Origin of the sequence: Bradyrhizobium sp. 26S5 (assembly GCF_036923295.1) — a bacterium.
Classification (GTDB): domain Bacteria; phylum Pseudomonadota; class Alphaproteobacteria; order Rhizobiales; family Xanthobacteraceae; genus Bradyrhizobium; species Bradyrhizobium septentrionale.
The window spans coordinates 7,892,534-7,906,872 of the sequence record NZ_CP145948.1 but is presented as its reverse complement, the minus strand read 5'-3'; the positions used below and the strand labels follow the sequence as shown (position 1 = coordinate 7,906,872).

The 14,339-nt window shown below is 65.2% G+C and carries 11 protein-coding genes and 1 pseudogene; 7 read left to right on the top strand and 5 right to left on the bottom strand.

The features are described from left to right. Positions 1 to 271 precede the first annotated feature (271 nt). Positions 272 to 1,266, top strand: a pseudogene (locus V5279_RS37305) (glycosyltransferase family 2 protein). Then, positions 1,263 to 2,576: an O-antigen ligase gene (locus V5279_RS37300; protein ID WP_338691913.1), complete on the top strand. Its 1,314-nt coding sequence runs from the start codon at positions 1,263 to 1,265 to the stop codon at positions 2,574 to 2,576. Before V5279_RS37305 ends, V5279_RS37300 begins: the two are co-directional and overlap by 4 nt. Here V5279_RS37300 and V5279_RS37295 read toward each other — a convergent pair. Next, entirely contained in the window at positions 2,573 to 3,664 is a 1,092-nt protein-coding gene (locus V5279_RS37295) for a hypothetical protein (protein ID WP_338691912.1), read from the bottom strand. The two genes, V5279_RS37300 and V5279_RS37295, sit on opposite strands and share 4 nt — an antisense overlap. A gap of 193 nt (positions 3,665 to 3,857) precedes the next feature. Here V5279_RS37295 and V5279_RS37290 point away from each other — a divergent pair, with 193 nt between their 5' ends. Both V5279_RS37290 and V5279_RS37285 read left to right on the top strand, forming a co-directional pair. Further along, entirely contained in the window at positions 3,858 to 4,805 is a 948-nt protein-coding gene (locus V5279_RS37290) for a cupin-like domain-containing protein (protein WP_338691911.1), read from the top strand. Positions 4,806 to 4,842: 37 nt separating this feature from the next. Beyond that, the gene (locus tag V5279_RS37285; RefSeq protein ID WP_338691910.1) at positions 4,843 to 6,024 is read left to right on the top strand and encodes a GNAT family N-acetyltransferase; all 1,182 of its coding nucleotides are present in this window, start codon (positions 4,843 to 4,845) and stop codon (positions 6,022 to 6,024) included. Between the two features lie 23 nt (positions 6,025 to 6,047). On the opposite strand, the gene V5279_RS37280 is transcribed toward V5279_RS37285, so the two are convergent. From V5279_RS37280 to V5279_RS37265, 4 genes are all read right to left on the bottom strand, one after another. Next, positions 6,048 to 6,995: a DUF5996 family protein gene (locus V5279_RS37280; protein WP_338691909.1), complete on the bottom strand. Its 948-nt coding sequence runs from the start codon at positions 6,993 to 6,995 to the stop codon at positions 6,048 to 6,050. A 182-nt stretch (positions 6,996 to 7,177) separates the two neighbouring features. After that, positions 7,178 to 7,777 (bottom strand): NAD(P)H:quinone oxidoreductase, encoded by a 600-nt coding sequence (wrbA, locus tag V5279_RS37275; protein WP_338691908.1) that lies wholly within the window; start codon positions 7,775 to 7,777, stop codon positions 7,178 to 7,180. Positions 7,778 to 7,864: 87 nt separating this feature from the next. Further along, positions 7,865 to 8,563, bottom strand: coding sequence for a pirin family protein (locus V5279_RS37270; protein ID WP_338691907.1), 699 nt, complete (start codon positions 8,561 to 8,563; stop codon positions 7,865 to 7,867). A 76-nt stretch (positions 8,564 to 8,639) separates the two neighbouring features. Continuing rightward, on the bottom strand, positions 8,640 to 9,392 hold the full coding sequence (locus tag V5279_RS37265) for an SDR family NAD(P)-dependent oxidoreductase (RefSeq protein WP_029079271.1): 753 nt from the start codon (positions 9,390 to 9,392) through the stop codon (positions 8,640 to 8,642). Positions 9,393 to 9,519: 127 nt separating this feature from the next. On the opposite strand from V5279_RS37265, the gene V5279_RS37260 reads away from it, so the two are divergent. The 3 genes from V5279_RS37260 to V5279_RS37250 all read left to right on the top strand — a co-directional run bounded on the left by V5279_RS37260 (position 9,520) and on the right by V5279_RS37250 (position 14,283). Then, positions 9,520 to 10,434 (top strand): LysR family transcriptional regulator, encoded by a 915-nt coding sequence (locus V5279_RS37260; protein ID WP_338691906.1) that lies wholly within the window; start codon positions 9,520 to 9,522, stop codon positions 10,432 to 10,434. 236 nt (positions 10,435 to 10,670) lie between these two features. Further along, positions 10,671 to 13,121 (top strand): hypothetical protein, encoded by a 2,451-nt coding sequence (locus tag V5279_RS37255; RefSeq protein WP_338691905.1) that lies wholly within the window; start codon positions 10,671 to 10,673, stop codon positions 13,119 to 13,121. A 172-nt stretch (positions 13,122 to 13,293) separates the two neighbouring features. Next, positions 13,294 to 14,283, top strand: coding sequence for a tripartite tricarboxylate transporter substrate binding protein (locus V5279_RS37250; protein ID WP_338691904.1), 990 nt, complete (start codon positions 13,294 to 13,296; stop codon positions 14,281 to 14,283). Positions 14,284 to 14,339 lie beyond the last annotated feature (56 nt).

Here is a 14,339-nt window from a genome sequence, read left to right as displayed (position 1 = left end):
CGCTAACGGCGTAGCCGCGATCGCGAGCCATGGCTCTCGCGCGGCCGTCTCCTCGCGTAAATTGCTTCATTAGACTTCAAATTAACCTTGCGACGAAGTTGCGGTGAAGCGCGCCGCGGCTGGAGCGGATTTTGCCATGAGGTCGCCGTAACGTTCGATCCGCGACCGTATTGCCGCCAGTGTCGGTCACTTTGGGACGGCGATGTCCCATTCCGATCCGTGCCGGGATGATGCGCGCTTTGCGGATCGCGATTGCCAGGAGGGCATCGAGATGTCGACAGAGCTTGCCGCCGTGGAACGCGCCTGGGTCACTGCCTCGCCCGCGCTAGATTGCTCCGTCGAAACCGTCATCTGCATTCCGAGCTTCCGCCGGCCGAAGCACCTGCGGCTGACGCTGGCATCCGTCGCGGCGCAGCGCACCGAACGCGGCTTCGCGGTCGTCGTGGTCGAGAACGATGCGCACGATGCGAAAGCGCGCCGGTTGCGGCCGAATTCCTCAACTCCGGGCGTCTCAGCGGCATCTGCATCGTCGAGCCCCGGCAGGGCAATTGCCAGGCGATCAACGCGGCGTTCGAGACCGCGCTCGAGACCTTCCCGAGTGCCAGGAATTTCCTCATGATCGACGACGATGAGGTCGCCGCGCCGGATTGGCTGGAGCGGATGGTGCAGGCGGCCGGGACCTCCGGCGCCGACATCATCGGCGGGCCGGTGTGGCCTGACTTCGACGACAAGCACAAGGGCGGGCTCAAGCGCCATCCGGCATTCGCGCCGGCCTATCATGCGAGCGGCCCGGTCCCGGTGATCTATGGCTGCGGCAATTGCCTGATCCGGCGCGTGGTGTTCGAGCGGCTCGGCAGTCCTGCCTTCGACCTGCGCTTCAACTTCCTCGGCGGCGGCGACCACGATTTCTTCGCGCGGGCGCGCCGCGCGGGCTTCCGCTTCTTCTGGGTGACGGAGGCCACAATCAGCGAGACCGTGCCCTCGACCCGGACCAATCTCGGCTGGATCGTGCGGCGGGGCTTGCGGATCGGTGCGATCAACTATCATATCGAGCGCAAGGCGGCGGAGACGGTGTGGTCGCGCGCCGCCGTGAAGGCCAAGATGTTCGGCCTCGTGCCATTCTCGCTGTATCGCTTCGCGCGCATCGTGCTGCGCGAGCATCAGGCCGTGATCGCCATGCACCCGATGGTGGTCGCCATCGGCAGCGCGCTTGCGGTGCTCGGCATCGAGCCGCAGCCCTACGCGGCCTCCAAGATCGCGTCGTGAGCGATTTGTCCGCCACCGCCGAAAGCCGGGCGCTGATCGCCGACATCGCGCGCCGGCCGGTGATGGATATCGTGCGCTGCGCTTTCTTCGTCGGCATTCTCCTGCTGGTCTGGATCTCGCTGCGTCCGTTCGCCGATCTCTCTGGCTTCTATGTCGGCGAGGTGACTTCGGGCAAGGAAGCGTTTCTCTACGGCCTGTTCGGCGTGCTGATGGTCGCGATGCTGGCGCTGACCCTGCGCGACAATCTGCCGGCGTTGAAGTCGCTGCTGACGCCGGCCTTCCTGCTGTTCGCGGGCTGGATCTGCGTCACCGTCGTGCTGTCGTTCGATCCGGCCACCTCGCTGCGCCGGCTGGCGCTCTCGGTGTTCGTCATCGTGGTGACGGCGACGTTGCTGCTGCTGCCGAAGTCGCAGAGCGAATTGATGCGCTGGTTTGGCATCGCCGCGCTGGTGCTGCTCGTGACCTGCTATCTCGGCGTCTTCCTGGCGCCGAATCTGTCGATCCACCAGGCCACCGACCCGCAGGAGCCGGCGCTCGCCGGCAATTGGCGCGGCGCGTTCGGCCACAAGAACGTCGCCGCCGCGATGATGGCGATGCTGATCTTCCTCGGCATCTATCTGATGCGGGCCGGCGGCTGGCTGTCGGGCATCGCCGTCGCCGTGCTGGCCGCGATCTTCCTGTTCTTCACCGCCGGCAAGAGCGCGATCGTGCTGTGCGTCGCAGTGCTGATGCTGACCTCGCTGCTGCCCGTGATCCGCTCGCTCTGGGGGCGGGCGCTGCTGCTGTTGACGCCGCTCGTGCTGCTCAATCTGTTCAGCGTCGGCACTGTCATGAGCGATGCGCTGGCTGCGATCGCCGACCGGATGCCGCTCGACACCTCCTTCACCGGCCGTGCCGACATTTGGGCGTTCGCGCTCGATTCGCTGCACCAGCGGCTATGGACTGGCTATGGCTTCGAAGCGTTCTGGGGCAGCAACGCGATCCAGAACCTGCAGGAAGGCAAGGAGTGGGCGGGCTACGCCTCGCACAGCCACAATGGCTATCTGGACACCGCGCTCGGAACCGGCCTGCCGGGTCTCGTGCTGCTGATCGCGGCCGTTGTCATCAAGCCGCTGCGCGACTTCCAGGCCGCGGATCTCGGCGGCAATGATGCGCCGCTGACGATGCTGTTCCTGCGCATCTGGCTGTTCGGCCTCTATCTGTCGTCGATGGAGAGCTTCTTTCTGGATCGCGCCGATACGATCTGGGTGACGTTCCTGATCGCGGTGTTCGGGCTGCACTATCTTGCCCGGTTCCGGATGCGGGCCTAAAGCTGCGCCCGGATTGCGTTCGCGACGTCCGTCCACCAGCCCTCGAAATCGAACGGCACCTGCGCGGTCGGTCGATTCAGCGCCGCGACGATCTGGTCGGCATAGGCCGCGCTGTTGGCGTCGCGCGGCACCAAAAGGATCGCGCCGCGGTCGATCAGCTCCCTGAAGCGCGGATGGTGATCGAACTCGTCCGGCAGCGCCGGGCCGGTGACGATCAGCGGCCGGCCGGACTGCACGCAGGCCAGAATGCTCGACCGCCGCGCGCTCAGGCCCTCGGCTAGCGAGTAGCAGAACACGTCGATCTCACTGAGCAGGCCGAACACCTCGAGATCGGAAGCGACGTAGCCGGAGACGATGACGTCGCTCTTCAGGCCCAGTTCGGCAACGCGGACGTGGAATTTCTGCTCGATATTTTCGACGCCGCGGATGAAGGAGCCGACATAGACGATCAGCGGCCGTAAGCCCCGCTGCTTCAGGATCGCGCCGATCTCGAGCAGCCCGTTGGGCTGCTTGCCGGGATAGATCGAGCCGAAATGCCCGATGACGAGCTGGCCGTCGCCGCGTGCCGCGACCAGCCGCTGCAGCAGGGTCGAATCCGCGGTGTCCGCCGGCGCTGCGATGTTCGGCGGCAGCGGCGCCAGCACGCATTTCCGCACCATGCCGCGCATGATCGGATCGTCGGCGAGCTCGCGGCGCACCAGCGGCGAGAACATCACGATGGTATTGGCGAGCCACAATGCCGGGATATAGGTCAGCCGCCGGATCCCGTTGAGGCCGGCCCATTCGTGCTGGATCAGGACAACTTTGCGGCGGCGCAGCCGGGCGAACAGCAGCGCGAGCAGCGGCCGCAGGATCACCCGCTTCCAGGCCACGATCGGGAAGTTGCAGACCACGCTGTCGGCGCTGCCGACCGCGCGCCAGGTCTCGGCGATCCTGCCGTCGGTCTGGGTCAGGGTTAACGCCGTGCTAGCGCCGGGCTCGATCTTCTCGATCGTCTGCTGCAGCAGGCGGGTGAATTGCCCGACGCCGCAGTGCATCTGCGGTCCGGCGCCGAGAAACAGCGCGCGATATCGGGGTTTTTCGGCCATTCAGTGCTGTCGGCCTTGGCGGCCGGCTCCGGAAAAATCGCGGTTAGCCATATCGGCGAGACATTAGCTTCGGGTAACCGCGCGGACATACGCGACGGCATCCTTCTTGCCAATTCCCGCTCAAGAGCTGCCGGCGCGTCCCGGAACGGGACATCGGATGAAGCGAAACGGTGCAGCAGCCAGGAGTGCGACCATGACGACGGGCAAGATCTTCACGAACTGGGATGACAACCATTCCAAGCTCTGGAGCCATCAGCCGATCCGGCTCGAGCACACCATGCACAAGCAGCCGGCGTTCTCGATGGACGATCTGGCGAAATTGATCGAGCACTATCCGCGCGAGCATTACAGCCTGGTCAAGACCGGCGCCAGGGGATCGAGCCGCGTCTGGCGCGAGGGCGAGATCGGCAGGCTGCGCGGCCAGCAGGTGATCGAGGCGATCTCGCGCGGCGGCCTGTGGCTGAACCTGCGCAACGTCACCGCGGTCGATCATCGCTACCGCGACATGATCGAGCGGATGTTCGGCGAGATCGCCGCCAAGGTCCCGGGTTTCGACGCGCCGACGCATCAGGCCGGCATCCTGATTTCGTCGCCCGACGCGCAGGTCTATTACCACGCCGATCTGCCGGGGCAGGGCCTGGTGCAGATCGCCGGCCGCAAGCGGGTTTATATCTATCCCAACACGCAGCCGTTCATCCGGCCCGAGCATCTGGAGAACATCGCGTTGTTCGATGTCGAGGTCGATATCCCCTATGAGCCCTGGTACGACTGGCACGCGCAGGTGATCGATCTCGAACCCGGCCAGATGCTGAACTGGCCGCTCAATGCGCTGCACCGCGTCGAGAATCTCGACACCGTCAACATCTCGATGACGATCTCCTATGTCAACGACGACATCCGCCGTGCCCAGATCCTGCACCTCGCCAACGGCATGCTGCGTCACCGCTTCGGCTACGCGCCGCGCAGCCGCAGCATCCGCGGTCCCACTTTCTTCGCCAAGCAGGTGATGCAGAAGCTGCTGCGCGACGGTAAATGGGTGAAGCGCGAACGCGCGGTGCGGCGCACGATCGATTTCCGTCTCGACGAGAGCGATCTCGGCAAGATCGTCGACCTGCCCAAGGCGGCGTTGGAAGCGGCGTAACAACGTTGCGCCGGAAGCAGGTGCTGGAATGACAGTATTGACGACAGCGGTTGAGAAATCCGGGGCGCGGGTCTCCTCCTATGCGGTCGGCTATCGCGTCGAGCTGGTTGACGATTGGGCGCAGGCCGCCGCCCGTTGGGGGGCATTCGATCCGCTCACCGCGTTCCAGCATCCGCAATGGTACACGTCGTGGTACCGGGCCTTTGCCACGACCGACGGCGTCGAGCCGCTGATCGCCATCGTCAGCGATGCTGCGACCGGCGAGCGCGCCGCGCTGCTGCCGCTGATCCGTCACCGCCACGCCAGCCTCCGCATCATCGAATTCGCCGATCTGAACCTCACCGATTTCAACGCGCCGTTGCTCGGCCCGGCCGCCCCTCGCGACGACGTCGCCGCCAGGCAGTTCTGGCGCGACCTGAAGGCGGCGCTCCGCAAGGTGCAGGGCGGTGCCGACCTCATTCGTTTTCGCAAGATGCCGGTCAGGCTCGCGGCGCGATCCAATCCGCTGGCGTTGCTCGATGGCGTCGGGCCGTCGCTCGTCAATGGCAATCTGCTGACCATCGGCGACGACCACAACGCCTGGCGCTACGAGCTGGACCGCAAGGTCCGCAAGGAGCTGGAACGGAGCTGGCGCGTGTTCACGCGTGAACCGTCCGCGGCCTTCAGATTCGCTGCCGACACCGACGCGGCATTGCAGCTTCTTTCGGTCACGGAGGCGCAGCAGGGCGATCGGCTGCTGGGCCTTGGGCTCAATTACGTGCTCGACAATGCGGACACCACCGCCTTCTATCGCGACCTCGTGCGCGAGGGCGCTGGCCGCGGCTATGCGCTGATGACTGCGCTCACGACGCGCGACGAGGTGGTGGCGACGCTGCTCGGTATCCGCACCGGCTCGCGCTACATCATGATCCGCATCAGCAATGCGGGCGAGAAGTGGTCGATGTGCTCGCCGGGTCGGCTGATCATCGATCGCACCATCGAGGCGCTGCACAAAGACGGCGTGCGCGAGTTCGAGTTCTCGGTCGGCAATTACAGCTACAAGCGGCGGTTCGGACCGCAGCGTACGCCGCTGGTCGATCTTGGTGCCGCCTTGAGCTGGCGCGGACAACCCCAGGCGCTGCGTGACCGTGCCGTGCTGGCGGTGCGTCACTATCCAAAACTCTCAGCACGGCTGAAAGAGGCGCTCGGCAAGTCGACGCCGTCGCGCGAAGAGGACTGAGCCACTGGTGCGGCGCGCCAGCGCTAGGCCCCCCTGACCACGCCCGGCTGGCCCTGTGCGCATTCCAGTGCAGCACGGTCCCAGTTGGCGTTGATGGCCGCCGCCTCATAGCTCGATTGCAGGAATTCGAGCAGCGCCTTGTCCGGATCTGCAGCCGTCCGCACGGCATCATAGGGCAGGATGAATTCGCCGAGTGCCTCGCTGAAGAATGCAGCGTCGGGCCGCACCGGCGTGCTGCGATAGCCCGCGGGTTCCGGATAGGCGTAGGAATAGAATGCGGGATAATCGACTGCGCCGCCGCCTGGCCAGAAGCCGGCGCTGCTCACTTCGTGCGAATAGGCTTCGTGCGCCACCTCGTCGGGTAAATGCGGCACACCGCCGGGATGCCGCGGTGCCGTCCTGCCGGAGAAGCGCGTCACCGCGAGATCAAAGCTGCCCCAGAAGAAGTGCACCGGGCTCGCCTTGCCGAGAAAGCCGGTCCGGAATTGCTTGAACACGCGGTCGCAGTTCACAAGGATCTGGTGAAAGCGGCGCACGGCATCCGCGTCGTACGAGGCATGCTGCGTATCCTGAGAAAAGCGGATCGGGTCGGCGACTTCGTTCGGTATCTCGTCAATGACGACGTCGATTCCCAGGTCCTTCAGATTGGTCGTGGTCGCCGCGTAGAAGCTCGCGACCGATTGACCGGCCAGCGCGAATTGCCGCTCGGTACCGTCGCTGGTCGAGATGCGGAGCATGTGATTGATAAAATCGAAGTCGATCTGGAACGTGCGGTCGCCGTCGGGGATCGGCGAGGTCGTCAGCCCGCGCGCCGTGACATAGAGCGTGACGTGCCAGGAGTGATTGAGCCAGGGCGATTTCGCCAGCCGGATCTTGCCGGCGATCTGGGTGAAGAGCTGGACCGTAGCGCAGCTGTCGCGCCACGCCGCGGTCGGCAGTTCCGGCCAGCGGGTCTTCTGTGTGTTGGTCATGGCAAACCCCAGGGCTGCGCCGACAAGAAGCCTTGCGGCATATCACGAAAATAGTCCCGATGACCTCGGGAATCATCGCTTCCAAAAGCAGCAGATTGGGCGGCAATCTTCAGCGACTGCCGCCCTATCGCATAGCCCTCCAGCCAGGCGTGAAACCCAACCGTGAGGCTTGGCCGTGGAGCTTAGCCGTGCAGTTTCCTGGCAGCCTCCGCGATCGCGCGGCCCTGGTAGCGTGCGCCGGCGAGCTCATTCTCGCTCGGCTGGCGGCTGCCGTCGCCGCCGGTGATGGTGGTGGCGCCGTAGGGCGCGCCGCCGGTGACCTCGTCGAGCTTCATCTGACCCGCGAAACCGTAGTTCAATCCGATCACCGTCATGCCGAAATGCAGGAGGTTGGTGATGATCGAGAACAGCGTGGTCTCCTGGCCGCCATGCTGGGTCGCGCTCGAGGTGAAGGCGCCACCGACCTTGCCGTTCAGCGCGCCCTTGAGCCACAGCCCGCCGGCCTGGTCGAGGAAGTTGGCCATCTGCGAGGCCATTCGGCCGAAGCGGGTGCCGGTGCCCACGATGATCGCATCGTAGTTGGCGAGATCGTTGATCTCTGCGACCGGCGCGGCCTGGTCGAGCTTGTAGTACGAGGCTTTCGCGACTTCGGCCGGCACGAGCTCGGGCACGCGCTTGATGTCGACGGTGGCGCCGGCTTCGCGCGCGCCTTCCGCGACGGCATTCGCCATGGCTTCGATGTGACCGTAGGCGGAGTAATAGAGGACGAGAACCTTGGCCATGATGGCCTCCTTTTAGGTTGAGGATCGGGGAGTTGGTTTGGGGGAGGGGCATGCGCGGACACCCGTCCGCGCATGGGTGAGTGGTGATCAGGCGGCGTCGACCAGCACCAGCTCGGCATCTTCGAGCGCGGTGATCTTCAGCTTGGCCTCGTCGCGGATCGCGGCACCGTCGCGTGCATTGACGCGGACGCCGTTGACCTCGATGCTGCCGGCCGCCGGCACCAGGTAGAGGTGACGGGCCTTGTCGGCGGAATATTCCGCGCTCTCGCCGGCCTTCAGCGTGGTGGCGAGCACCCGCGCGTTGGCGCGGATGGGGAGCGCGTCGTTGTCGCCGTCAATACCGGAGGCGATGGTGACGAGCTTGCCCGAGCGGTCCGCCTTCGGGAACGGCTTTGAGCCCCAGGTCGGATGGCCGCCCTTCGTCGTCGGCTCGATCCAGATCTGGAAGATCTTGGTCTTCGACGGTTCCAGATTGTACTCGGAGTGGCGGATGCCGCTGCCGGCGCTCATCACCTGAACGTCACCGGCTTCGGTGCGTCCCTTGTTGCCGAGCGAGTCCTGGTGCGTGATCGCGCCTTCGCGGACATAGGTGATGATCTCCATGTTGGCATGCGGATGCGCCGGGAAGCCGGAGTTGGGTGCGATCTCGTCATCGTTCCACACCCGGAGCGCGCCGTGGCTCACATTGTCGGGATCGTAGTAGCTCGCAAACGAGAAGTGATGCTTCGCCTTCAGCCAACCGTGGTCGGCACCGCCAAGCTCAGCAAATGGTCTCAGTTCGATCATGGTTATTCCTCTTTGATTTTCGATGTTGCGGAGCGGCCGGGTGGGCTTCACCCGGCGTCTCCAGAAAATTCTGCGATCAGGCGCCGAAGCCGCCGTCGACGTTGAGCACGGTGCCGGTCACGAACGAGGCGTCCGGGCTCGCAAGGAACACGACGCCGGCCGCGACTTCCTCCGGCCGCCCGAAGCGTTGCAGCGCATGCTGCAAGCGTTGCGTCTCGGCAAACTCGCCGCCGTCCTTCGGGTTCATGTCGGTGTCGATCGAGCCGGGCTGCACCACATTCACGGTGATGCCGCGCGGTCCGAGGTCGCGCGCCGCGCCCTTGGTGTAGCCAACGACGGCCGCCTTGGTGGCGACGTAGTCGGCAAGGCCCGGGAACGAGGCGCGGTCGGCCAGCATGGAGCCGACGGTGACGATGCGGCCGCCTTCACCCATCAGCTTCGAGGCGGCGCGGATCGCGGTGATGACGCCGTCGATGTTGATCGCTTCCTGGCGGGCGAGCGTGGTGGTATCGGCCTTGGGATCGTCGACCGCACCGCCGGATGCGACGCCGGCATTGTTGACGAGGATGTCGAGCCGGCCAAAATCCTTGGCGACCGTCTTCACCAGCTGGTCGACATCGGATGACGAGGCCTGGTCGGCCTTGTAGGCGCGGGCGTTGATGCCCTTGGCTTTCAGTTCAGTGACGACGGCCTCGGCCTTCTCGGGAGAGGCGACGTAGCTGATCGCGACGTTGGCGCCTTCCGCGGCGAGCGCGCGGGCGCTGGCTGCGCCGATGCCGCGCGAACCGCCGGTGACGAGGGCAACCTTGCCCGAGAGCTTCTTGGTCATTGGATTTCTCCATCGATTGAAGTGCGGTTGAACTTGATGGCACTTGGATATGCCTCCAGCTGTGGTATAGAAATAGAAACTATTGAAACTCATTGTTTCTATTATTGAGCAATCAGGACAGCGGCCCATGGCGAAACTTCCGGACTTCGAGGCGCTCGCGATTTTCGCAAAAGTCGTGGAGTTACGGTCGTTTGCGGCGGCCGCGACCGAGCTCTCGTTGTCCAAGGCGACGGTGTCCAAGGCGGTCAGCCGGCTGGAGGAGCGGCTCGGCGCGCGGCTGTTCAACCGCACCTCGCGGCGGCTGGCGCTGACCGATGCCGGCCAGAAATTGTCGGAGCGCGCCGCGCGGCTGTTGGCCGATGGCGAGGCCGCCGAGAACGAGGCGCTGGCGCAATCGACCACGCCGCGCGGCCTGGTGCGTCTCGCGGTGCCGATGAGCTTTGGCATCAAGACGGTGGCGCCGCTGCTGCCCGAGTTCATGGAGGCCTATCCGGAGGTCGCGATCGACCTGCATCTGAGTGACGCGACGGTCGATCTGATCGGCGAGGGCTTTGACGCCGGCCTGCGCATCGCGCGGCTGCCGGATTCGTCCCTGATCGCGCGGCGGCTGTGCGGCATGCCGCGCTACACGGTGGCCGCACCGTCCTATCTGAAGCGCCACGGCCGGCCGACCCATCCAATGCATCTCGCCGAGCACAAATGCTTCGGCTACGCCTATCTCTCGACCCAGGGCGTCTGGCACTACACCAACGCGTCGGGCGAGCAGGCGAGCGTGCGGCCCGCCGGCCAGCTCAGGGTCAACAATGGCGAGGCCGTGATGCCGGCGCTGCTGGCCGGGCTCGGCATCGCCGATTTGCCCGACTTCATCGTCGGCGATGCGATCGCAAGCGGCGAGGTCGAGGTGATCCTGAAGGGCTGGAAGCAGCCGGAAGGCGCCGTGCATCTCGTCACCCCGCCCGGCGGCCCGCGGCCCGCCCGTGTCGAGGTGCTGGCGGATTTCCTCGCCCGGCATTTCGCCAAAGGGCGCGCGCAGCGCAAATAGAGAGCCGCGCCCAGCGGAAATAGAGGGCCGCGCTCAGCGGAAATAGAGCGGCACGCTCAGCGGAAATAGAACTCCGCACGCGGACCGGCCGAAGGCCGTGTGACCCGTCACATTCGTGTCATCCCTTTTAAATTGTATAACTTGTGTGAACTAACCCACGATCGCGGGCGGCTGCGATCGTCTATTTCTGCGTCCTGAGCCGGTGCTGCCACAAAGCGCATTTTCGGAGGAACCAGATGATTGACCTGACCAAGCATGATTTCACGTCATTGTCGGTGAAGGACCTGCTCGATGCCCGCGAGGCCTATCACGTGCATCTCGCCCATCTGCAGTCGGTCTACGCCACTGCGATCGGCCGCTATCTGATCCGCGACAACGATCGCAACGCGACGGAAAGAAAGGCCCACTCCAAACCGCAGGCGCTCGGACCGCGCACGCTGTTCAATTCGTCGGTCAAGGACTGGTCGTGGCCCTGCATCCTGGTCTTTGTCCGCGACTGGATGAAGCGCTCGGAGCTGAAGAACCATCCGGAGAAGCAGGATCAGCTGGTGCCGCCGTTCCTGTATCTGCCTGATGGTCGTGTCGTGCCCACCTGTGTGGTCAAGGTCGATCCGAACGAGGAAAGCCCCGGCACCGTCGACCCGCCGGTGTTCAAGAGCGATCTGGTCGGCGGCGGCTTTCCGGTTCAAACCACGATCCAGGGCAAGATCCATCGCGGTTCGATCGGCTGTCTGGTCACCAATGGCGAGACGGTGTTTGCGTTGTCCAACCGTCACGTGGTCGGCGCGGCCGGACGCGAGATCTTTGCCGGCTTCAAGAACACGGATCGGCGTCTCGGAGTCAGCGATACGCTGCAACTCGGCAAGCGCGCCTTCAGCGAGGTCTATCCCGGCTGGCCCGGCTCGCGCGTGGTGGCCAATCTCGATGCCGGACTGATCCGCGTCGATGACGTCAAGGGCTGGACCGCGCAGGTTTACGGCGTCGGCCAGGTCGGCGACGTTGTCGATCTCAATGTCGGCACTTTCCGTCTCGACATCATCGACCAGCCGCTGATTGCCTTCGGTGCGACCAGCGGCTTGATGAAGGGCAAGATCCTTGGCCTGTTCTATCGCTACAAGACCGTCGGCGGCCTGGAGTATGTCAGCGATTTCGTGATCGGTCCGCGCGACGGCGACACGCCGCTCAACAACTATCCCGGCGACTCCGGCACGGTCTGGTTTCTCGACGATCCGGACGCCAAGAAGAACGCCGGCGGCGCGCGCATCCTCAGCCCTGTGGCGCTGGAATGGGGCGGCCAGGAATTGTTCGGATCGGGCGGCAAGGTCCCGATGCAGGTCGCGCTCGGCATCTGCATGGCAACACTGTGCCGCGAGCTCGACGTCGAGCTGATCGGCGATTGGAACGCCGGTCATACCGAGTATTGGGGCGAATGGGGACACGTCAAGATCGGCGCCTACGCGACCGGCCTGATCGATGCGAAGCTTTCCAAGCTCGCCACCATGATGGAAGCCAACTCCGACAATATCGGCCTCGACGACAAGCTGCTGCAGGACCTCAAGCCGCATCAGAAAGGCACGTTCTCGCCGCTGGCCGACGTCGCCGACCTGGTCTGGCGCTTCACCCGGCACACCGACGAGAGCAACCATTTCGCCGACATGGACAAGCCGGGCAGCGACGGAAAGACGCTGCTCGATCTTTGCGCCGAGTCCACGCGCAACGTCGATCCGAAGGTCTGGAACGACTATTACCAGGGGATCGGCGAGGACCGGCGCGGTGCCTTGCCGTTCCGGGTCTGGCAGATCTTCGACGAGATGGTCGAGTACGCCGCCGCCAACAAGAAGCTGGAGTTCGTCTGCGCCGCCGGAATTGTCGCGCATTACATCGGCGATGCCTGCCAGCCGCTGCACATCTCGCAATTCCACCACGGCCTCGATCCGAGCGACAAGTCGCACGCCAAGGTGCACAGCGTGTACGAGACCACGATGATCGGCCGCCACGGCAAGGATCTCATCAAGATGATCCCTGATGCCAGGACCAGCGACGTCGCGGAGATTGCGCCGGGCGGAACGCCGACCGGGCGCGACGCCGCGGTCGCCGTGGTCGCGCTGATGCAGCGAACCGTGAAGCGGCTGCCGCCGATGACCATCGTCAACCTGTTCAACTCGCATATGGGCAGCGGCCAGGTCGAAACGCTGTGGTCGAAGCTGAAGGATGCGACGGCGGCCTGCATGCAGGACGGCGCGAAAACCCTGGCCCGGGTCTGGGAGGCCGCCTGGCGCGCCGGCGCCGGCGAGGACCGCGGGCAGGGCGGCAAGTTCGACCAGGACAGCTTGAGCAAGCTCTACAACGACCCGAGCTTCCTGCCGGCATATCCGCTCCAGCAGCTCACGCTGGATGCCGACGACCACATCGTTCCGATCGGAGGCAGCGGCGGTGCACGGCGCCGCAGCGCGACGACGGCACGACGCGCACGCCCGCAAGCTGCGAAGAAGGCGGCGAAGAAAGGGGCCAAGAAGGCAGCCAGGAATACGGCCAGGAAACCGCTCAAGAAGGCGGTGGCGCGCAAGCGTCCGGCTGCAGCTGCTCCGGTCCGCCGCGCCGCTGTCAGCAAGAAGACCGCAACCAAGCGCGGCGCCGCCAGGAAGCGATCCGTCGCAAAGACGCGGAAGGCGTCGCGCAAGCACTAGGACCTAATCTGGCAGGCCTGATCCTCCTCGTCGGTCAGGCCGCATCGGATGCGGCAAGCGGGACGCTTGAGATCGGCGTCCCGCTCCTGCACGATGCGACCAGCCGCGGCTTTGACCGCGGCATCGCGATCGGCTGCGATCGCCAAAAAAGACGACCGGGGAGAAACGCTCGATGAACCGCCGCGAACTCCTGCGCGCCGCTGCAGCTTTGCCGCTCGCGCACACTGCGCTCGCCAATTCCGCCTTCGCGCAAGCCGCCTATCCCAGCCGCAACATCACGATGATCGTGCCGTTTCCGGCCGGCGGCCAGGCCGATCTCGCGGCGCGTCCGGTGGCGCTGGCGCTCGAGCGGATCCTCGGCAAGCCTGTCATCGTCGACAATCGCGCCGGCGGCGCGGGCGGATCGATCGGCAATGCGCAGGCCGCGCGCGCCGAGGCGGACGGCTATACGCTGTTGATGACCTTGTCCTCGCTTGCGGTGCTGCCGGAGGCCGACCGGCTTTTCGATCGTCCGGTTGCCTACGAAGTGTCGCAGTTCGCGCCGGTCGCGCGTGTGCTTGCGGACCCGACGCTGTTGGCCGTGCCGGCCTCGGCGCCGTGGACAACGCTGCAGGAGTTCGTCGACGACGCGAAGAAGCGCCCGGGACAGATCCCCTATGGCTCGTCCGGCCCCTACGGCACGCTGCATGTCGCGATGGAGATGTTCGCGGCGAGCGCAGGAATCAAATTGCTGCATGTGCCGTTCCGTGGCGCAGGTCCCGCGCTCACCGCGCTGCTCTCGGGCACCGTGCAGGCGTTGGCGTCGGCGCCGGGCACGCTCAAGCAGCAGGTCGAAGACGGCAAGATGCGCGTGCTAGCCAATTGGGGCGCCGGGCGGATCGCGAGTTTCCCCGATCTGCCGACCTTCAAGGAGCTCGGCTGCAAGGACGTCGAGTTCTACATCTGGGCGGGATTGTTCGCGCAGGCCGCGCTGCCGACGCCGATCATGACGCGGCTGCGCGCGGCGATGGCCGACGCGGTCAAGGCGCCGGAGGTGATCAAGACCTTCGAGACCGCGGGCAGTCCCGTCGCCTATCTGGACGCGCCGGAGTTTTCAAAATTTGTTGCAGACGACAGCGCGCGGTTGATTGCGGCGGTGAAGAAGATCGGCAAGGTCGAGTAGGGAACCTGGCTCCCTTGCCTTCACATTTAGTTGTCTGCGAGAACGATCCTTGGCCG

Bases quoted from the DNA above. Each gene is read 5' to 3' on its own strand.
- V5279_RS37295 (WP_338691912.1), bottom strand. From the start codon at position 3,664: ATGGCCGAAAAACCCCGATATCGCGCGCTGTTTCTCGGCGCCGGACCG.
- V5279_RS37290 (WP_338691911.1), top strand. From the start codon at position 3,858: ATGACGACGGGCAAGATCTTCACGAACTGGGATGACAACCATTCCAAG.
- V5279_RS37280 (WP_338691909.1), bottom strand. From the start codon at position 6,995: ATGACCAACACACAGAAGACCCGCTGGCCGGAACTGCCGACCGCGGCG.
- wrbA (WP_338691908.1), bottom strand. From the start codon at position 7,777: ATGGCCAAGGTTCTCGTCCTCTATTACTCCGCCTACGGTCACATCGAA.
- V5279_RS37270 (WP_338691907.1), bottom strand. From the start codon at position 8,563: ATGATCGAACTGAGACCATTTGCTGAGCTTGGCGGTGCCGACCACGGT.
- V5279_RS37265 (WP_029079271.1), bottom strand. From the start codon at position 9,392: ATGACCAAGAAGCTCTCGGGCAAGGTTGCCCTCGTCACCGGCGGTTCG.
- V5279_RS37260 (WP_338691906.1), top strand. From the start codon at position 9,520: ATGGCGAAACTTCCGGACTTCGAGGCGCTCGCGATTTTCGCAAAAGTC.
- V5279_RS37255 (WP_338691905.1), top strand. From the start codon at position 10,671: ATGATTGACCTGACCAAGCATGATTTCACGTCATTGTCGGTGAAGGAC.
- V5279_RS37250 (WP_338691904.1), top strand. From the start codon at position 13,294: ATGAACCGCCGCGAACTCCTGCGCGCCGCTGCAGCTTTGCCGCTCGCG.